Annotated in this window: 12 protein-coding genes; all 12 read left to right on the top strand. The window is 28.1% G+C overall.

All coding sequences use genetic code 11. The features are described from left to right. Positions 1-64 precede the first annotated feature (64 nt). The 12 genes from FNZ64_RS02925 to FNZ64_RS02870 all read left to right on the top strand — a co-directional run bounded on the left by FNZ64_RS02925 (position 65) and on the right by FNZ64_RS02870 (position 21,631). Positions 65-4,501, top strand: a complete 4,437-nt coding sequence (locus FNZ64_RS02925; protein WP_142413374.1) for a leucine-rich repeat domain-containing protein — start codon at positions 65-67, stop codon at positions 4,499-4,501. 332 nt (positions 4,502-4,833) lie between these two features. Continuing rightward, positions 4,834-6,204, top strand: a complete 1,371-nt coding sequence (locus FNZ64_RS02920) for an MBOAT family O-acyltransferase (RefSeq protein ID WP_341472620.1) — start codon at positions 4,834-4,836, stop codon at positions 6,202-6,204. 60 nt (positions 6,205-6,264) lie between these two features. After that, the gene (locus FNZ64_RS02915; protein ID WP_185903659.1) at positions 6,265-7,455 is read left to right on the top strand and encodes an alginate O-acetyltransferase AlgX-related protein; all 1,191 of its coding nucleotides are present in this window, start codon (positions 6,265-6,267) and stop codon (positions 7,453-7,455) included. Between the two features lie 436 nt (positions 7,456-7,891). Next, the gene (locus FNZ64_RS02910; RefSeq protein WP_142413371.1) at positions 7,892-9,472 is read left to right on the top strand and encodes a chitobiase/beta-hexosaminidase C-terminal domain-containing protein; all 1,581 of its coding nucleotides are present in this window, start codon (positions 7,892-7,894) and stop codon (positions 9,470-9,472) included. Between the two features lie 246 nt (positions 9,473-9,718). Continuing rightward, complete coding sequence (locus tag FNZ64_RS02905) at positions 9,719-10,021, top strand: hypothetical protein (protein WP_142413370.1); 303 nt, start codon at positions 9,719-9,721, stop codon at positions 10,019-10,021. 116 nt (positions 10,022-10,137) lie between these two features. After that, positions 10,138-11,355: an IS701 family transposase gene (locus FNZ64_RS02900; RefSeq protein WP_185903658.1), complete on the top strand. Its 1,218-nt coding sequence runs from the start codon at positions 10,138-10,140 to the stop codon at positions 11,353-11,355. Positions 11,356-11,666: 311 nt separating this feature from the next. Next, complete coding sequence (locus FNZ64_RS02895) at positions 11,667-12,245, top strand: hypothetical protein (protein ID WP_142413368.1); 579 nt, start codon at positions 11,667-11,669, stop codon at positions 12,243-12,245. Positions 12,246-12,608: 363 nt separating this feature from the next. Continuing rightward, positions 12,609-14,303, top strand: a complete 1,695-nt coding sequence (locus FNZ64_RS02890; RefSeq protein ID WP_142413367.1) for an ATP-binding protein — start codon at positions 12,609-12,611, stop codon at positions 14,301-14,303. A gap of 385 nt (positions 14,304-14,688) precedes the next feature. Further along, on the top strand, positions 14,689-16,377 hold the full coding sequence (locus FNZ64_RS02885) for a transglutaminase domain-containing protein (RefSeq protein ID WP_142413366.1): 1,689 nt from the start codon (positions 14,689-14,691) through the stop codon (positions 16,375-16,377). Between the two features lie 250 nt (positions 16,378-16,627). Next, positions 16,628-17,521 carry a hypothetical protein gene (locus tag FNZ64_RS02880; protein WP_142413365.1) on the top strand — a complete coding sequence of 298 codons (894 nt, stop codon included), beginning with the start codon at positions 16,628-16,630 and terminating at the stop codon, positions 17,519-17,521. 86 nt (positions 17,522-17,607) lie between these two features. Then, positions 17,608-20,460, top strand: a complete 2,853-nt coding sequence (locus FNZ64_RS02875; RefSeq protein WP_142413364.1) for an immune inhibitor A domain-containing protein — start codon at positions 17,608-17,610, stop codon at positions 20,458-20,460. A 163-nt stretch (positions 20,461-20,623) separates the two neighbouring features. After that, complete coding sequence (locus FNZ64_RS02870; RefSeq protein ID WP_142413363.1) at positions 20,624-21,631, top strand: hypothetical protein; 1,008 nt, start codon at positions 20,624-20,626, stop codon at positions 21,629-21,631. The last annotated feature ends 20 nt before the right edge of the window (positions 21,632-21,651 follow it).

The following is a 21,651-nucleotide window of genomic DNA, read 5'->3' as shown; positions in this document are numbered from 1 at the left end:
GTAAATTTAAAAAATTAATTTAAATATATAAGTGCAATATTTTAAAAATAAAGGGGAGAGGAATATGTTTAAAAGATGTAAAAGCAGGACAAGATTTATGGCATATATGCTTGGGCTTATTATGTCATTTTCCATTTTACAACCGGTATTAGCACAAAATGCAATAAAAGCAGTAGCTAGTGTAGTAGAAGTAGCAGAATCGGATTTTGACTTTAAAGATGGTATAATTACTAGTTATAAGGGTATTGCAACAGATTTAGTAATACCAGAAAAAATAAATGGACAAGATGTTATAGAGATAGCTGATAAGGTGTTTTTAGGTAAAAACTTAACATCAGTTAAATTTCCAAAGTCACTGAAAAAAATAGGAAATGGGGCATTTTCAAAAAACAAATTAACCTCTGTAGAATTTACTCAAAATGTAAAAAGTATTGGCGTAGGGGCATTTATACTTAACAATATAAGTAAAGTAACTTTTAATGAGGGACTTGAGGAAATAGGAGACAATGCTTTTGCAAAATCTCCTGTAGAAGAAGTTGTAATCCCTGGTTCAGTAAAAAAAATAGGTAGTAAAGCATTTTTAAATGGTGGAAAACTTAAAAATATTCAGATTCATGAAGGTGTTCAGCATATAGGAATAATGGCTTTTCAAGGAAATGAATTGACAACAGTATCTATTCCTAATTCTGTAAAGAATATTGATGATGGAGCATTTTCAAATAATAAAATTTTGCAAGTTAATTTAGGAGAAGGATTAGAAAGAATAGGTGGACAAACATTTGCAGCAAACCAAATAAAATCCTTAAAAATTCCTGAAACTTTAAAAACATTTTATTGGAATTCTTTTTTAAACAATCCAGGTGAGAATGGTAATATAAATCTATATTTACCGCAAGTAATAAAATTGGAGCTTGGAACAAGTAAAGAAGAGGTTATCAACAAATTAAATGAAAATGTAAAAGCTCGTGTAGCTTTTATGAAATATGAGAATAGTAAGGAAGTTGATTTCCCTACAGAGTTTTCAACATGGGAACTTAAAGATTATGATGAAAATAAAGTAGGAAAATATACAGCTATTGGAGTTTATAAAGATTTTTCAGATGAGGTATTCAAATCAAGTGGTAATAATCCTAATGAGGAGTTAGGTAAATTAAATGTAATTGCTAATGTAGAAGTAGAAGAAATAAACCAAGCATGGAATGCAAAAGATTTTATCTTTGAAGGAACAACTATAAAAGGCTTTTCAGAATTAGGTAAAAATAAATTTGCAAAAGAGAAAGAAGTAGTAATACCAGAAAAGACCATGGATGGACAAGTAGTAGATACTATAGGTGATAAAGCCTTTAATTTAGATGTCTTTGGAGAGAATGGAATAAAATCTTTAACATTGCCTAATACAATAAAGAAAATAGGTTCAATGGCATTTAGAAATAATAACATAGTAGATTTAGTATTGCCTAATAGTGTAGAAGAATTAGGTAGTGGAGCATTTGCAACAAATAAAGAGTTAAAAACATTAAAGCTTTCAAGTAGTTTAAAGGTAATACCAAATGGAGTATTTACATTTACTAAGATAGAGAAGTTAGTAATTCCAGAAGGAGTAAAAACAATAGAACCTTCAGCATTTAGCGAAAACAATGCATTATCTAACTTAACTATTTCAAGCACAGTAGAAAAAATTGGCTCTAGAGCTTTTTGGGGTGCAAATATAACAGCTTTAACTATACCAGGAAACGTGAAAGAAATAGGTTCAGATGCTTTTACACCAGGAAAGTTAAGTAGCTTAACATTAGAAGAAGGAATAGAAACCATAGGAAGTAGGGCATTTAAGTCAAATAAGTTAAGTAAAGTAACAATTCCTAAGAGCGTAATAAAACTAGACAAAAAATCTTTTGAAAATAATTCGGGTATAAGTATAAAATATGCTTCATTAATTGAAACATTGGAAAAATCAGAGAAAGTAGACAAAAAAGGAAAGACAGAAGAAAGTATAAAATTATTAGAAGAAGCTATTAAATCAGGAAAAGCTATAAATGATAAATCTGATGCTACACTAGATGAAGTAAATGTAGTAGTTAAAAGTATTACTAAGGCTATAACTGATTTAGAAGATAAACAAGATGAGCAGTCATGGTTAGCAAAGGATTTTGAGTTTAATGGTACAACCTTATTAGGTTTTTCAGAAAGTGGAAAAGAAAAGCTTAAGAATAATAGGGATTTAATTATTCCTCAAAAGAATAAAGAAGGAAAACTAATTACAACTATTGGTACAGGGGCTTTTTGGCGCTACCCAAACACTAAAGAAGAAGATAAAATAATATCATTAAAATTACCAGATACACTAGAAGTAATAGAAGCAAGAGCTTTTGGTGGAAACCTTTTAAAGAGCATAGACATTCCAAGTAGTGTTAAATCAATAGGGAACGGGGCTTTCACATCAAATCAAATAAGTGATATGAAGTTAAAAGAAGGAGTAGTATCTATTGGTGAACTTTCATTTGGTATAAATGAGTTAACAGAATTAACTATTCCAACTACTTTAAGAAAAATAGGTCATAGGGCTTTTTTACAAAATAAAATTTCTAAAATAACTATATTACCAGGTATCGAAAAAATAGGTGATCAATGCTTTGAAAATAATAAAATACAAAAAGTTGATTTACCGAATACGGTTAAAGAAATTGACTTAGGAGGATTTTTATACAATAGTGTTAAAAGTGTTACATTCCCAAAAGGTATAAAAATTATAGGGCCAAAAGCTTTTGGTATAAACGATTTAGAAAGTGTTACAATTCCTGATTCAGTAGAACTATTTTGTCCAAACTCCTTTAGAAAAAATAAGGGCTTTGAAAGTGGAGAGTTTAAAATATTTATAGACAAAATAGTAGAACTTCAAGGAACCTTCACAGAAGAACAAATGAAAGAAAGATTAGATAAAGAAGTTAAAGTACGTGCTGCTGTATTTAGAGGACTAGTAAATGAAGAAAAGCATGTAATTAACCTTAAATCTTGGGAAAAGATAAAAGAAGAAAATGGATATTTAATTTTTAGAGGTAAATTTGACCCAGTACCTGTGGATAAAATAAAGTGTGGATCAGGTACTTCATGTGAAAATACTGTAGAGAACATGGAAATGACAAGTTTAATAGTTAAAGTAAAATTAAATGGAAAATTTATAGAATCTGAAAAACCAACAGAACCAGAAAAGCCAGTAGATCCAGAGAAGCCAGTAGACCCTGAAAAACCAGAAAATCCAGATAAAGAACCATGGGAGAATAAACACTTTACCTTTGAAGGAACAACTTTAACAGGATTTTCGGAATTAGGTAAAAAGAAATTTGCACAAAATAAAGAAGTAGTAATACCAGAAAAGACTACCGATGGAAAAGCATTAGAGGGTATAGGGGATAAAGCATTTAATTTAGATAGTTTTGGAAAAGACGGAATAAAATCTTTAACATTGCCTAATACAATAAGAAAGATAGGTTCAATGGCATTTAGAAATAACAACATAGTGAATTTAGTATTGCCTGATAGTGTAGAAGAATTAGGGGATGGAGCATTTGCATCAAATAAGGATCTAAAAACATTAAAACTTTCAAGTAAATTAAAAGCAATATCAGGAGGAGCATTTTCATTTAGTAAGATAGAGAAAGTAGTAATTCCAGAAGGAGTAAAAGTAATAGGTAATTCAGCATTTAGTGAAAGTAAGCTATTATCCGAGGTAATTTTCCCAAGTACCTTAGTTAAAATAGATGATAAAGCATTCTGGAATTCAGTTATAGTAGAACTAACTATACCAGGAAATGTAAAACAAATAGGCTCAGATGCTTTTACAGGAAGTAAAATAAGTAGTTTAATATTAGAAGAAGGAATAGAAATTATAGGAAATAGGGCATTTAAAAGAAATAAAGTAAGTAAAGTAATAATACCAAAAAGCGTAAAGAGTTTACACAAATCAGTCTTTGATAGAAATCCAAGTATAAATGTAACATATGCTTCATTGATTGAGTTACTAGAAAAAGCAGAAAGAATAGATAAACAAGGAAAGCCAGAAGAAAAGGTAAAAGCATTACAAGAAGCTGTAGCAAAAGGAAAGCAATTAGATGAAGACATCTTTCCAGAATTAGAAGAAGTAAATTCTGTGGTAAAGAAAATACAAGAAGCTATAAATGAGTTAGCAGATGAATCAGATAAATCAAACAAACCAATTTTAATTAAAGATATTAAGAAAAATGAAGTTGGTAATAAAATTGAAATAACTATATCAGCAAAAACTAAGGAAGCTATAAAAGGTACAGTAATACTAAAGCCAGTAGATAAAAAGGGAAGAACATATAAGGTAATATGTAAAGAAAATAATTTTAAAAATGGAGAAAATGAAATAAAAATTGAATTAAAGTCTTCAGATTATTCAAAAGGAATAAAAGATATGAAAGTATATATCTGGGATAACTTAGAAAACATGATGCCATTAGCAGATGTTAAAATAGGGTCTTAAATAGAAAAGAAATAATAGAAGGATAGCCTTATGGTTATCCTTCTATTATTCTATGTATGTTTTTTTAGTAAACTGGAATTGTAACAGAGCATCCAGAAATAAATTACGTATATGTAGAAGTAAGTGAGATTATCAGTGGATACAAGGGAAGTAGTGAAAAAACATTAATATAAATCTATAGATAAACTTTACAGTAGTACAACTTACATTATTCATGATAAAATACTATATGTAGTTATAAAATTAAATTAGAAGAGGAGGATAAATTAATGGTTTTTAGTTCTCTTACATTTTTATTTCTTTTTCTACCACTTTCTATAATTTTTTATTATATGAGTAGAAAAGAAATAAAGAACTACATATTATTAGTGTTTAGTTTATTTTTCTATGCTTATGGAGGAGTTAAATATTTATTTGTAATGCTTTTTTCCATAGGTATAAACTACATATTTGGAATTTTGGTTCATAAAACTAAAAAAGATTTAAGACTTAGTAGGTTTATAATAATTTTAACTGTTATATGCAATTTATCTGTAATTGGGTATTATAAGTATGCTAATTTTTTTATATCTAATATAAACTCTATTTTTAATATGGATATAAAGAAACTCAATGTAGTTATGCCTGTTGGTATATCATTTTTTACCTTCCAATCTCTAAGTTATGTAATAGATGTTTACAGAGGGCATGGAAAAGTTCAGAAAAACCCTTTAAACGTAGCCTTATATATTTCATTGTTTCCTCAACTTATAGCAGGACCTATAGTTAGATATGAAACTGTAGCAGAACAGATAATTAGTAGAGAAGAGACAGTGGATGATTTTATCTATGGAATTGAAAGGTTTATTTTTGGACTTGGTAAAAAGGTTATTTTATCAAATACAGTAGGAATTATTGCAGATACTGTTTTTAAGACGGAAGTTAATAACCTTGCTGTAGGTACTGCATGGATTGGCGCTATAGCCTATACCCTTCAAATCTATTTTGATTTTTCAGGTTACTCTGATATGGCTATTGGTCTTGGAAAAATTTTCGGATTTGATTTTTTAGAGAATTTTAACTACCCTTATATAGCAAAATCTGTTACTGAATTCTGGAGGAGATGGCATATATCCTTAGGAACCTGGTTTAGGGATTATGTTTACATTCCCTTGGGTGGAAACAGAGGTTCAGTGACAAAACATATAAGAAATTTATTTATTGTATGGTTTTTAACAGGAATGTGGCATGGAGCAAGTTGGACATTTATTGCATGGGGATTATATTATGGTGTGATTTTAGCACTAGAGAAGTATGTCTTTAAGGATATTTTAGAAAAACTGTGGGAACCATTGAAACATGTGTATACTTTAGTTTTAGTTATTATAGGATGGGTTATATTTAGAGCAGAATCTTTTGGCAAGGCTTTTAACCTTATAAAGACAATGTTTTTCTTGAATAATAAAAAATTAATGGATAATCAAGGAGTATTCTTTTTAAGAGAATATAAAATAGAGTTAATAATTGCAATTATTGCTGCAATACCTATTTATGAATTTATACAAAAGAAATATTATGAATATGAGAATAGGGAGAAAAGTAATAAGAAAATTTATAATGGACTACTTATATTGAAACATATTTTTCTCTGTATGGTTTTTGCACTATCCATAATATTCTTAGTTAAATCCTCATTTAATCCATTTATCTATTTTAGATTTTAAAGTTAAATTCCAATGTTAGGTATAAACTAAAATGCTTTCATGGGAAGGAGATTTATATATATGAGAATATATAAAATAATTATGATTATATTATTTTCTAGTATACTTTTCTTAGGTGGGTATTTAACCCTTACAAGACCTGATAAACTTATATCAGAAACTGAAAATAGAGTTTTAAAACAAGCTCCAAAGTATTCAAAGCAAAAACTTATGGATGGAAGCTTATTTAGTGAATTTGATGAATATTTTAAGGATCAAATAGTGGGTAGAAAAAGAATAATTTTGCTATCTTCTAAAATTGATATGGCAATGAAGAAAACAAAATATAATGATGTGGTTATAGGTAAAGATGGATACTTACTTAAATTTAATTCCTTTTATCCTGAAAAAACTTCAAAGGATATAGAAAAGGATACAAGCTATATATCTAAAGAAATAAAGGATCTAAACAATCATATAAATAAAAATAAAGGAAAGTTCTTATTTGTTGGTATACCAACGCAATCATATTTTAATAGTGATAAGTACATATATCCTTTTAATGATGGATACCAAGAGCAATTACATGTAGACAATAGTTTATTTGGGAAGCTTCAAAATTATAATATTAATTATATAGATATGAAAAATACTTTTAAGAATTCTAAGGAACAATTGCATTATAAAACTGACCATCATTATAATCATAAAGGTGCCTATTTAACATATGTTGATATAATTAATAATTTAAGAAAAAATGGGGTAAAAATTAAAGAACCTTTTACTTTAGATGAATTAAAAATGAAAACTATTGATAAACCCTTTAGAGGATCCTGGAATTCTAATTTAAATTGGATATATAAAAATGATGATAGGGCTGTAATTCCAACAATGAAAATGCCTCCATATGATAATATAGTTAATTATGAGAAAAAAGATAAAATCTATTATGATAAATATAAAAATTATATTAGTTATTGGGTATACATGGATGGGGATAAAGCTGAACAGGTTATAAAAACTAATAGAAAGGATCTACCTAATGCAGTTATTTTTGGTGACTCCTACACAAATGCCGTTGAACCCTTATTATTTATGCATTTTAATGAAACTAGAATTCTTGACCTAAGACATTATTTTGATATGAACCTATATGACTATATTGAAAAGTATAAACCTGATGTGGTTATATATGTAACAAGCAATACTTCATATACAATTAAAGATAAGAATAATGATTTTAAGGGGAAATTTAGAGAATTAAATAAGTAAAAATAAAAGAGAATCGTCACAAGGACGGCTCTCTTTGTTTTTATGTTACTCATATATATAATTTATGGTGAAAATATACGAAACATCTTTTATGTATGGTTTTCTTTAGATTTTACTAAGGAGTATGATATATATTCAATCTTGCATTACATTATATAACAAATAATCTAAAATAAAAGAAAATATCTAAAATTAATTGTAGACTTACATATGTTGGTGTATAATGTTAATGTATTATGAATATATTGTAAAATGTATAAACTAATTAAATTTTACATAATAAATAATAAAACTTTTTACTATGGATTTAATGATATATGCCATGAAAATAGTACTTACTGATTAACATTTTTTATTATACTATCTATGATAGGTATTTCAAAGATGGAACTTTAAATTAATTTACTTATGAAAGGTTTGTAAGAGGGGGCGTAGTATGTTTTGTTCTAAATGTGGTTTTAAATTAAAGGAAGGAGAAAATTTTTGTCCTAAATGTGGTACACAAAAAAGAGAAATTATTAAAGAAGTTGATAAGGTTGAAAAATCCTATGATAACGAATTTACAGAAGTAATTCCCAAAATAGAATTTACTACATCAGAAAAAGAAGAATGTGAGAATTGTAATGATTCAGATAAGAGTTATTTAAAGTATTTAAAGAATAAAAAGATTGCTTTATATGGGATAGCAATTATAATTTTTAGTGTTTTGATTTTCTTCTTAGTATATAATTTTTCATACACTAAAAATTCGGATAATAAAACAAAACAAAGTTTTTCATCAGGTGTCAGTAATAGTGATAAAGAAAGTTTATTAAATAAAGCTAAGGAATTTTTAGAAAATGGGAAAATATCTGAGGCTATTGAATTATTTAAGAAGCTAGAAAATGATGACAAGTTAGGTGTGCAAGCTAAGTATGGATTAGCTAAAGCCTATATAAAAATGAATAACTATAAGGATGCAGAAAAAGAACTTATTGATATAATAAATATTAAGTTAGATTACTATGAAGCTAATATTGAACTTTATAATATTTATATAAAACAAAATAAAATAGAAGATGCTTATAAAGTAATAAAAAAATATTATGATTTAACTAAGGATGAAAAAGTTAAACCACTTCTAGAAAAAACTGAAAAAGAAATTAAAAAAACACTAGTACCTAAAGTTAATCCTGGTAGTGGAGAAGTTTATATAGGAAATTACATAACAATAGATGTACCTAAAAATTGTAGTATATATTATACTACAGATGGAACAACCCCAAATAAGAATTCCCAACAATATAATGATAAGATTAGATTAAGCCAAAAGGGTAATTTGATTTTAAAAATTATTGTGATTAATAACAACAATAATTTAAGTAACGAATTAACATATAAATATAATGTTAATTCTCAAGATATAACTCTTAACCAAAAATTACAAAAGGAACTTAATGTTTTTATGAGTAATTTCTCAGAAATTCCATATAATATGTCTTTTGAGGAAGGAAATATCTCTAATGATCAGTTAATATTATTTGGTTTTTGGCACAATTATAGAAATCACTATAGGGGAATATTTTCAAAGGGAGATAATTATTTTGAATTTGAGGATTCATATATCAAACTTAAAAAAGAATATGTAGAGAATTCAGCAAAAAAATATTTTAATACAAATATTAAACATGAAACAATAATGAATGCTAGTGATGATATATATGAATATAAAAACGGATATTACTATAAAATGAATGGTGATGGTGAGTCGCCTATAGATTATTCCGTTGTTTATAAAATGGAGAGTATAGGAAATGACCAATATTATATATATGCAAAAAACTACCATACATCTGAATATACTTCTATAATTGATGGAGACTATGATTATTATGGATTAGATTTAGGAAAGGCAGAAAAGATATACAAAGAAAATTTACAAGGGTATCAAGTTGAAACGGTAAAAGCAAAGGTAAAAAAGATAAGTGAAAATGGTAGCCAAAGATATATTGTGTTAGAGTATAGGTTGGGTGAGTAAATATTAGGGATTATTTTATTCTAGACCTTAAAATTTTAAATAATATGCCTGTTAATTATAATTCATTTTAGACTTATATATTAAGACATAAATATTAGTGAACACATCATCACATAAAAGCACAGCTATGGTGTGGGTATAACAAAACTTAACTAACACTACATCTAAACTATTAACTTAAATAGTTTAGATGTAGTAATGTACTATATATTATTAAAATTCATAAAGTAGGAGGATATATATTATATGGGTAAAAGGAACACAAAAATCTTAAGCGCTATATTAATAGTAGCTACTTTATTTGGTGGATCCATGGGAACAGTTTCAGTGTCAGCTGTAACCAACTCAGATGAACTTTATAAAAATGCATATGACTGTGTAGTTAAAGTTAAAGGGGACAAGACTCAACAATCCATAACAGCTGCTAGAAAAGCAATTGCTCAATTGTCAAAAGAAAACGATCTCAAAGGCTTTGTTGGGGAGTTTTCAAAACAAGTTGATGGTGTTCAGCAAAAGTTATTTGATGAATTTTATTCTTTATTACTTTAGTTATGCAAAATAAAAATCTAAATTGGTAAGACTACCAAAAAATAAATATGGCATACTTTCTCTTGCCGTGTTATATAAAAGTTACCACACAAATACAAACACGGGAGGTAATAAGTATGCCAAGTACTAATATTGTATCCATTAATGATGAACTTTACAATTACTTAAATGATGTAAACTATGGAATGTCTAAACCTCAATTTAATCATTTAACCACTATTGCCAATGGATTAATTAATTTACCTGGCACTAAAACTTTATCTGAAATTGCTAAAAATGTATTGTCTTCAAAAGACAAAAGTTGTATTTACAGATTTTTAAGCCATTCTAAATGGGACGATAGTCTTTTAAACAACAATAGAATCAATTATTTAAACTTTTTCCTTGAACATAATATTAAACCTAAATCCGTAGGATTCTTGATTATAGATGATACTGTAAATTCCAAGGAATCTGCGAAGAAAATACAAGGACTATCTTATAATTACTCTCATACGGAAGGCAAAAATATTTGGTCACATTGTGTGGTTACTTCAAATTTTGTTGTAAATAACAAATCCATTCCTTTACAATATAAACCTTACTATAAAAAGGAGTTTTGCGAAGATTTAAAGAAAAATTTTAAATCTAAGGTTGATATTGCAAAAGATTTTATAACTTCTTTTAAAACTCCATCTAAGTGTGAAAAAATATATTGTCTTATGGATTCATGGTATACAAATAACAAATTAATAGAAGCTTCTTTAGCAAAGGGCTACCACCTAATAGGAGCAATTAAATCTAACAGAAAAATATCTCCATTAGGAATTTCACTACAATTATCAGAATTTGAAAAATTTATTAGTCCTAACACCTTAGACCTCGTTACAGTTGAAGGTAAGGACTATAGGGTATATACCTATGAAGGTAATATTGCTAAATTCCCTTATGCTAAAGTACTTATTTGCTATGAAGTTACCGATGATGGATTCAAGAATCCAGTATATTTGCTGTCTACCGACATTTTATTAAATGCAGAAACTATAATTAAATATTATTCACACAGATGGAATATAGAAACTTCATATAAGTATTTAAAAAGCAATTTAGCCTTTGATAAATATAGAATGCGTAGCATTTTATCTATAGAACGATATTTTCTTATAGTATTCCTAATCTATAATTTTTTAGAGTTATTTAGAGTTAGTTACAAATACAAAGATTTTAATACTATAGGTGAAACCCAGAAGTATCTAAACAGCCTCACGGCAAAAGCACTTGTGTGCTTTATATACGAAAAATTAAAACAAAATACTAAACTAGAAGATATTTTATCAGAACTAAAAATTGCTTAAGAATTTTTCAAAAACGCATCAATTTAAATTGGATAAGTGTTATTATTCAGTTTGGATAAAATATACTAGCAAGTATATTTTATCTACAATAGGTAATTTAGATTTTAAAATTGCCTAACTAAAGTTTATTATTTAAAAATGGAAAGAAAAAGGACAAGGCTTCTCAAGCAGAAGTTAATAAAGCAAGGGAATATGTAAAAGCCTTTGATACTTACGAAGGAAACAAACATTATACAGCTTCCTGGTCTTCAGCTGTAGATGCTTTCCAGCAAAAACTTATTGTTGAAGCTCATGAAGCTGTAGTTAAAGCTATGAAGTCAAAGAATGCTAAGGACATAGGGGTAGCTGAAAACTTAGTTAAAGTAATAGCAGGTTCAACAAATAAACAAACCATAGACAAATCTAAAGAACTGGATGCAATTTTAAAAGCATTAAAAAATAATAAGGGTAACTCCAATGAAGGACATGTAGTAGATGTTATTATGACCTCTAATGGGTTTAATTATAGATTAACACAATCACAAGTTAATCAATTAAGAACTCAAGTAGGACAATATTCTAATTCACCTATTGTGAATTATTTAAGTTCAAAAGGGTTCACCTATAATCCAAATTTAAATAAAAATGCACAATGTTTTTTCAACAATGATAGAGCAGGAGCTGCAAATACTAATCATGTATACTCAAAATTAACAGGAGAAAGTTTTTCAAAGTGGTTTTATGTTCCAAGTAACGATATAAATTCAATATTAAATAAAAATTTAGGTTCTTTTGCGAATGAGTGTAAATCTGAAGGATATACTGATTTTGGAGCTTATATGTATTTGTATGAAGATAATACTGGTGCATTTGTTGTTAAAGGTGCTATAATGTTTGGAAAAAAGAAATAGCCTTAATAGGCTATTTTTTTATATATTCCTCTATTTTTTCCATATCTAAATTTTTATAAAAACCAAGTTTTTTAACAATTCTATTTTTACTTATAGTTTTTATATTATTATTTTTATCAATAACTATAGTTAAAGAGAGAAGCTTAAAACTTTAAGCTACAGCTATTGATGAGATTTATAAAATAAGTAGCATATCCTATGCATTTATAACCTATTTTGTATTATAATATACATATAGCATAAATGTAATTCTATAAATAAAATATAGGTTTTTGTACTGATTGTATGCTGGGCACTATAAACAGTCTATTTATAAACGGTGAAATTAGATAAATGGAGTAAAGTTAGGAGTTGAATATAATTATGAAAAGAATACCTTATGGTATTTCTAATTTTGAAGTATTAAGAAAAAAAAATTATCTATACGTAGACAAAACATCATATATAGAAATTTTAGATAGATATGCTCCCTATAATTTTTTTATAAGACCAAGAAGGTTTGGGAAAAGTCTTTTTATATCCATGCTTGAAAACTATTATGATATAAATAAGAAGGATAGATTTGAAGAATTGTTTGGAAATTTATATATAGGAAAAAACCCCACAGAAGAAAAAAATAAGTTTCTAGTTTGGAAAATAAGCTTTGCTGGAGTAGATGCGGGTCACGGAGAGGAGAATTTAAGAAATAGTTTTAATGAAATTGTTAATTTATCAGTAGAAAAATTTATAGATAATTATTTATACTTATTTGAGGACAAAAATATTTCAAAGGAAATGAAAAGTGCTGAAGTAGCGGTTAAATATATATCAATTTTAGCTAATAAAATAAAAATGCCTGTATTTGTTTTAATAGATGAATATGACAACTTTGCAAATGAACTAATTACAGGCGGAAAACAAAGTACTTATGAAAGTATTCTCCATGGTGAAGGTTTTGTTAAGGTGTTTTATAAGGCTTTAAAAGATGCAACCATGGATAATTTTAATAGAATATTTATGACAGGCGTAAGTCCTATAATGCTAGATGACTTAACTAGTGGATTTAACATAACTAGAAACTATACTCTAGATGAAAATCTTAATGCCATGATGGGATTTACAAGGAAAGAATTATCTTGGATTATGGATGAAGTAAATATAAAGGATATAGAGCTTAGAGAAAAAATATGCACTGATATGACTACTTACTATGATGGATATAAGTTTAATGAAAATAGTAAATCAGTTTTTAATCCAGATATGTCCATGTATTTTTTAGATAATTATTTAATGTATAATCGCTATCCAAAAGAGATGATAGACAATAATGTAAAAACTGATTATGGAAAAGTTAATCAGCTAGCTTATAATTTTAATGATAAGGTAGCCTTAGAGGAAATAATGACAAAGGGAGAAACCTCCACTATTCTAGTAGATAGGTTTAATATTCATACTATGTACAGTGTAAGTGAAAATTTCAAATCCTTATTATTTTATCTAGGTATGCTTACAATAAAGGAACAAGGGCCTTTAGGTACGGTACTTAAGGTACCTAATTACGTGATAAAAACAATTTACTGGGAGCAGTATTTTGAAAGAATGAATTTGGAATATAATGTTCAGCTTCAAGATATAAGAATATCTGTTAATGAAATGAGACTATATGGAAACATTGAACCTTTAGTAGAGATTATAGCTAAAATACTAGAGGATTTGTCTAATAGAGATTTAATGCAAATGGATGAAAAACATATTAAAATGATGCTTTTAACTCTTTTAGGCATAGACAGTACTTATTTTATACAAAGCGAAGCAGAAAATAGTAAAGGTTATGCAGATATAATGCTAAAAAGAAAAATTCAATTTAAAGATATAACTAAATTTCAATGGATTATAGAATTAAAATATATAAAGGAAAGTGAAAGAAATACATTGGAAAAAGTAAAAGAAGAAGGAGTAAAACAGCTTCAAGGATATGCAGAAAGTAAACTGGTAAAAGAGGAGCTTGGAGTAGAAGATTTAAAGAAAGCATTAGTTATTGTGGTAGGGAAAAAGGATATTTATACTTTAGAAGTTTAAACTTTTTATGGAAAAAGTACCTCAATGGTACTTTTTTTATTTTAGAATTGATGGAATCTATAGATATTCCTATTAAGGGGTGAATGCATTATGCAATGAAAGTGGCACCTAGGATGTGTTGTACCAACAAAGTTTTATAAAGAGTGGCAAGGGATTTAAATACTATATAACCTGGAATACAGGCTAAAATAAAAGAAAAGCCTAAAATCCATTGTAAATTGGCATATGTTGGTGTAATATATTTTATATAAAACATATTATAGATATTATAAATTAATTAAAATTTTTATCAAACTTTATAACCAAGTGAATACCTCATGCCATGAAAGTACACTTATGGTACGGGTATAAGGAAATTTAACTAAAATAGGAGGGGATACTTCATATGGGCAAAATTAGTACAAAGCTTTTAAGCTCTATATTAACTGTAGGGATTTTATTTGGTGGATCTATGGGCACAATTTCAGTGTCTGCTACAACTAACTTAGATTTTATTTATAAAAATACATATGATGCTGTAATAAAAGCTAAAAGGGAAAATTCTCAACAATCCATAACTGCTGCTAGAAAGGCAATTACCCAATTAGCAAAAGAAAAAGAATTACAAGGCTTTGTTGGGGAATTTTCAAAACAAGTTGATGGTGTTCAGCAAAAGTTATTTGATGAATTCTACTCCTTATTATTTACAAATGGAAAGAAAAAGGACAAGGCTTCTCAAGAAGAAGTTAATAAAGCAAGAGAGTATGTAAAAGTCTTTGATACCTATGAAGGAAATAAATATTATACAGCTTCTTGGTCTTCAGCTGTTGATGCTTTCCAGCAAAAGCTTATTGTTGAAGCTCATGAGGCAGTAGTTAAAGCTATGGGAACAAAGGATATTAAGGACATAGATGTAGCTGAAAAATTAGTTAAATCAATAGGTATTTCAACAAATAAACAAACCCTAGATAAATCTAAAGAACTAAATGCAATATTAGAAGAACTAAAAAATAGTGATGGGCTAGGTAAAGATACAGTATTTGAAGAGGAATCCAATGAAGTCAGCTCCAAAGAGGAATATTACAATGTTTTAAAAAAGGCTTTAGAGAATTTTGAGGAAGATGTAAGTATAAAAGTTAAGAATTATAATTCTAAGGATTATGGTTTAGATGTTTTTCAAAAAATATTAAGTGATCACCCAGATATTGATTATGGATATAATGGGGCTCAAGCACAAATCAGTGGCTATTCAGGGTCTAGTGAAAAGACCTTGAATATATACATAAATTATAGACTTCCAAGAGCAGAAATGCTTAGACAAAAATCAGCCGTAAAGAATAAGGTTAAGCAAATTATAGGAAATATTATAAAACCAGGCATGACTAAGGTTCAGAAAGAATTAGCTATTCATGATTATATAGTTAAAAATGCAACATATAATACATACAATTATAAAAATGATATATTACTTGCTGAAGATCATAATGCCTATGGAGTTCTTATTGATGGAATAGGGGTATGTGAAAGTTATGCAAAAGCCATGTACGAGTTATGTAAAGCAGCTGGAGTAGAATGTATATATGTTACGGGAACAGGTAATGGAGGAGATCATGCTTGGAATATGGTTAAGCTTGATGATGGACAGTGGTATAATGTAGACGTAACTTGGGACGACCCTACTTATGAGAATTCATCAGATAAAATCTTTGAAGTTCAATATGATTACTTTAATGTACCAGATACTATATTTAGCAGAACTCATATAAGAGATAATACAATTCAATACCCAACAGCTAATGGTACAAAGTATGTTTTCCGTAATTTAAATGTGGCAGAACGTGATATACAGGGCAATTTATACGTAGATGTAAAATCTAAAGCTGAATTAGATATAAAAATAAAAGAAGCTCTTGAAAAGAAATCTTCTACATTAACTTTAAAAGTTTACGATTTGGGCATGAATATGAATCAATTGCTAAATGAAGTTGAAATAGTTTCAAACAGAGCAAATGTAAATGATAATGGACTTAGCAGTTGGGGCATTAATGTAATTGGGGATTCAATAGTATACGTTAAATATAGTTTTAAATATTAGAATATTATAATCTTGAGATATTATAATTATAAAGGATTAAAAAATTAAATAAAATACAATAAAAAAAGATTTAAGAGAGCTGATTCTACTTAAATCTTTTTCTATTTATAAAACAAATAAAATTACTATTTTGACTTGACAGAAAATTTCGTATCTTTTATCTTGAAATATGCATATAAAAGATATAATATATATAGTATAACCATATTTTATGTTATAAAAATTCATTAAAATAGGAGGGTTACTTTACATGGGGAAAAAGAGTACAAAAGTATTAAGCGGTATACTAGCTACAGCTACTTTATTTGGTGGAGCTATGGGAACGATTTCAGTGTCTGCTGCAACTAACTTAGATGCAATTTACAAAAATGCATACGATGCTGTAGTTAAAGCTCAAAAGGAAAGGTCTCAACAATCAGTAATTGCTGCTAGAAAAGCAATTGCTCAATTGGCAAAAGAAAACAAGCTTAAAGGGTTTGTAGGGGAATTTTCAAAACAAGTTGATGGTGTTCAACAAAAGTTATTTAATGAATTCTATTCCATATTATTTGTAGATGGTAAGAAAAAGGAAAGGATTTCTCAAGAAGAAATCAATAAAGCTAGAGAGAATATAAAAGGTTTTGATACTTATGAAGGAAATAAACAATATACGCCTTCTTGGTCTTCAGCTGTAGATACTTATCAACAAAAACTTATTGTTGAAGCTCATGAGGCAGTGGTTAAATCTATGGGGTCAAAGGATTCTAAGGATGTAGAGTTAGCAGAAAATTTAGTTAAGTCTATAGAAACTTCAACAAATAACCAAACCTTAGATAAATCTAAAGAATTAAATGCAATATTAAAAGTATTAAAAGATGAAATTGCCGAAAGTATGATTGCGAAATTAAATGTAAAAGTTGATGGTGATTTAGTAACAGTTAGTGGACATGTAGCTGTTGATGGAGAAATGAATATGCCTACCATTGTTATAAAAGCAGGAGAAAATCTAGAAGATGATGCTACACATATTTATCATATGGAAGAAATTCAATGTGACAAATATGGAAGTTTTAAAGCTACATTTAATTTTAGTGGAAATCCTAAGGGAAAATACACTGTAAATTTAAAAGCTAAAGAACTAATAACAAAGGATTTTGATTTCTAAATTAATTCAAAGGTATAAATGAGTTATGGCACCTATGTCTTATTTCTTTTAAAAAAATTATTTTATAGTTTTAGGGGGAGTGTATAGTGAAAAGGAAACAACTTTTAAGTACTGTTTTAGCAGCTTCCATGTTATTTGGATTAGCTAGTCCACTAACAGTTAAGGCTGCTACCAATGGGGAATTTGAAAATCCACTATCTACAATTCAAAGGAAAGCATATAGTGATAAAAAGTTTACATCAAAACCATTAGTTATTTTAATAGATTTTCCTGACTATAAGTATACAGACTTAGATAAGAAAGAAGATTGGAGAATTAATAATTTTACAGGAGCAGAAACTACTGCTGATTTTTATGAGAAGCTTTTCTTTGGAGATGATTTTTATAAAACTTCTGACGGAAAAGAACATATTACAGTAAATAAGTTCTTTAAAGAAGAGTCTGGTGGAACTTATGAGTTTAAGGGTAAGGTTGTAGGCTGGTATACAGCTGATCATAATGCAGCTCACTATGGTTCAAATGAAGGCGAGGGTGATCAACCAAGAGCTAGAGAACTTGTAAAAGAAGCTATACAAAAAGCTTCAAAGGATTTAGATCTTTCTCAATTTGACGTTGAAGATAAATGGGATTTAGATGGTGATGGAAACTATAATGAACCAGATGGTATCATAGATAGCTTAGTTGTAATTCACCCAGGTCTTGGAGAAGAGTGGGGTGGAGGTTCTCTAGGTGATGATGCTATATGGCCATTTAGATGGGGATTTAATATTTTTGGAGAAAGAATGGATAAGCTTAATGAAGCAGAGAAACGTGCTTTAGTTGGTAAAAATCCTTCAGTAAAAGATAAAAACGGAAAAGAATTTAAGTTAGAAGATTTTACAGTGTTTGAACAGGACTTGCCAGTAGATTTATTTAACCATGAATTTGGACATGTTCTTGGGCTTCCCGATTTATATGGGACTGACAGAAAATCTTTACCACCAGTAGAAAACTGGTCCATAATGGGTGGAAGTTACTCTGGAAACCCAAGAGGATCTGAACCAGTAAGTTATGGTGCTTATTGTAAACAATTTTTACAAAAGGATTTCGAAAAAAGAGGAAGAGTAGCTAATTGGCAAAATTCTAAAGTTTTGGATTTAGAAGATATAGATGAAAAGGGTATAGACATAGTGCTAGACCAAGCTAGCATGAAGGGTCAAAACAATGATGTTGTAAGAATTAATTTACCAGAAGCTAAAGCAGAAAGAGTTGTAACTCCACCAGAAGGAACAAAATGCTATTTTAGTGGTAAGGGAGACAACTTAGAAAACTATATGACAACTAAGAGTCCTATAGATTTAACAGGAGTAGAAAAAGCTGAATTAAGTTTTAAAACTTGGTACAATATAGACCCAGGGTTTGACTTTGCATCAGTTCAAGTAAGAGAAGCAGGAAAAGAAGATTGGGTTGCTGTAAAAGGTAATTTAACTACTGACAAGGTAGATGAGTGGGTAACAAAGAATGAAACACCAGAAGAAGTTAAAAAGAGAAACCCAGGTCATGGTATAACAGATACTTCAAATGGTAAATGGGTAGATGCAACTTTTGACCTTAGTGCTTTTAAAGGAAAGAAAATAGACTTAAGATTTAGATTTAGAACAGATGGTAATACTCCAGAAGATGGAATTTATTTTGATGATATAAAAATAACTGCAGATGGTAAAGTTGTTTTTAGTGATAATGCAGAAAATGATTCAAAATTTAAGTTTGATGGTTTTATAAATTCAGATGGAGTTATAGACTTTAATCACTATTACTTACTTGAGTGGAGAAATAGTGGAGGTGGTAGTTTAGTTGATAAAGGATTAAAAACTATAAATATAGGAAGAAAAGGATTAGAGTATGACCCAGGTTTAATAGTTTGGTATATCAATGAAAAATATGCTGGATTTAAACCAGATCAAAATACAGCAGGGCATAAAGGTGAATTATTTGCAGGGGTTGTAGATGCAGATCAAAACCCTGTAACTTATAGATATGAAAAGAGCGGGAAGTCTGGACCAGACAAAATAAACTATCAAATGCATGATGCTGCATTTAGCTTAAGACCAGGATCAGCTTTAAAAATTGAAGGAAAAGCTGATGGTGATAAGTATTATATTGAAGATAATAATACTTTTATGAATCCAATGTTTAGCGACGCTAAAGACTATACAGCTAGTAGTTATAACACAGAAAGTGGGCTTAAATTAAAGAACTATGGCTTAAAAGTTTTTGTAACTGAAGAGAGCAAAGATAGAAGTACTGCTAAGGTTCATATTGCTAGACAAAAAGATGGAAAAAACACTGTAGCGCAAAATACTTCTGAAATAAAAGAAATGAAAGTAGAAAATGGTAAATTATCTGTTCAAACATATTCTAAATATAGTGAAAAAGCTTATGCAGAATATGTTGGAAAAGACAATAAGGTAAAACAATTAACTTTAGACTATAAAAATGGTAAATACGAAGCTGATGCTGCATTCTTAAAAGATAATACTGACTGGAAATTAAGTCATATAATCTTTATAGATAAAGCAGGAAATGCAAAAGCTATATACAATAGTGAAGTTCACAAAATATTTGGTGCTGACTTTAAAAAGTTAGAACCTGCTAAGGTAGCATGCTTAAATAAGGCAGAAGACTTTAAAGTTAACAGTAAACCAGAAGTAAAGGTAACTGTAGATGCTAAGGATAAGGGCTTAACAAAGGCTACACTGCTAGTTGGTGTATATGATGAAAATAATAAAATGGTAAAGAGTTCTAGGATAACTGCAAATGTAGATGGAGAAGGAAAAATAAGCTTAACTACTCCTATTGAAATACCAGCAGGAAAGAATTTAAAAGTTAAGATATTTACATGGGATTCTTTAAAATCATTAAAATCATTAGCAGATCCATTTGAATTTAAAGTAAATTAGTTTAGATTTTATATAAAAGCTACTATAAAAATTTCCAAATACAAAAAAGAAAGCACTTTTAAGTGTTTTCTTTTTTTTTCTATGGAATAAAATTATTTTTACCCTTATACTATAAAGAGAACCATGCGAATTTATTTTAAGATTTTGAGGAGTGGAAAGTTAAATGGAAGATAAAATTTTAACTATTGATTTAAAAAATAGAAAATTTAAAGATTCTATTATTTTTGATATAAGTTCTCTTAAGGGAACTGACTCTGTAGTTTTAGATTTAGACTTTCAAGGTGCCCTACAAGGTATAGGAGAAAATATAAAAAAAGGGTACTTTGAAAATAGTTTAGAAGGATTAAAGAAAATAGAACCTTATTTTGAAAGTAATAAAAATCATGATCTTTACGAAGATTATTGTCTTTTTAAAGATATTTCAGAAATCATAAATAAAGTTATGAAGAATTTAAAAAGCAATATTGGTTTAGAAGAATTTTTTAATTTAAAATTTGCTTATTATAGTTTTAAAAAAATCTATAGCGAATATGATATTTCTTATTTTGATGATGTTTATGAAAAGATTATGGAGCATTTAAGAAGATGCTTTGAAGAGAATAAACTATTAGAACTAATGAAAAAATTTAAAAATAACCCTGATAATATGGAAGACTTCTCTTATGTTGCTTATATGCTAGAGAAATTTAATGGAATTTATTTAGAGAGTGAAGAGGAAAAGGAAATATTTAATGAGCTTATAACTTGGGTTAAAGAAGCGAGAAGTAAAGCACTACAAAATTATAATAATAAGATAGGGGTACCTTCTAGTATAAAAGCATTACTTCCTTATGAGTATAGAGATTTTATAGAACATAATAAGTTCAAATTATATATTAAGGATTTAAAACCTTCCTATGAAGACTATGAAAGCTTAAGATATGATTTAAAAAATATATACATATTATATAAGATAAATACCTCTTCTGATTTTTACAACTATTACAATAATATAAGTCTTTTATCCTTAGATAAATTTAATGATTTAAGTGATTATTATAAAGAGTATATTACAAGAAAACTATTTGATAAATCAAGCAAATATTATAGTTTAAAAGGACTTAAAAGTGATTTGGATGCATTTATTAAAAAACTAGATATTAGCACGAAAACAAAATCAATTCCTATTTAAAGCAAGGAGGAAATGTACAT

Source organism: Hathewaya massiliensis (assembly GCF_902143515.1).
GTDB lineage: Bacteria > Bacillota > Clostridia > Clostridiales > Clostridiaceae > Hathewaya > Hathewaya massiliensis.
This window is presented reverse-complemented; position numbering and strand designations above follow the sequence as displayed.

Coding starts and splice junctions, on each gene's coding strand:
- FNZ64_RS02870 (WP_142413363.1), top strand. CDS start 20,624: ATGGAAGATAAAATTTTAACTATTGATTTAAAAAATAGAAAATTTAAA.
- FNZ64_RS02905 (WP_142413370.1), top strand. CDS start 9,719: ATGGGTAAAAGGAACACAAAAATCTTAAGCGCTATATTAATAGTAGCT.
- FNZ64_RS02880 (WP_142413365.1), top strand. CDS start 16,628: ATGGGGAAAAAGAGTACAAAAGTATTAAGCGGTATACTAGCTACAGCT.
- FNZ64_RS02920 (WP_341472620.1), top strand. CDS start 4,834: ATGAGTAGAAAAGAAATAAAGAACTACATATTATTAGTGTTTAGTTTA.
- FNZ64_RS02900 (WP_185903658.1), top strand. CDS start 10,138: ATGCCAAGTACTAATATTGTATCCATTAATGATGAACTTTACAATTAC.
- FNZ64_RS02915 (WP_185903659.1), top strand. CDS start 6,265: ATGAGAATATATAAAATAATTATGATTATATTATTTTCTAGTATACTT.
- FNZ64_RS02895 (WP_142413368.1), top strand. CDS start 11,667: ATGAAGTCAAAGAATGCTAAGGACATAGGGGTAGCTGAAAACTTAGTT.
- FNZ64_RS02885 (WP_142413366.1), top strand. CDS start 14,689: ATGGGCAAAATTAGTACAAAGCTTTTAAGCTCTATATTAACTGTAGGG.
- FNZ64_RS02925 (WP_142413374.1), top strand. CDS start 65: ATGTTTAAAAGATGTAAAAGCAGGACAAGATTTATGGCATATATGCTT.
- FNZ64_RS02890 (WP_142413367.1), top strand. CDS start 12,609: ATGAAAAGAATACCTTATGGTATTTCTAATTTTGAAGTATTAAGAAAA.
- FNZ64_RS02910 (WP_142413371.1), top strand. CDS start 7,892: ATGTTTTGTTCTAAATGTGGTTTTAAATTAAAGGAAGGAGAAAATTTT.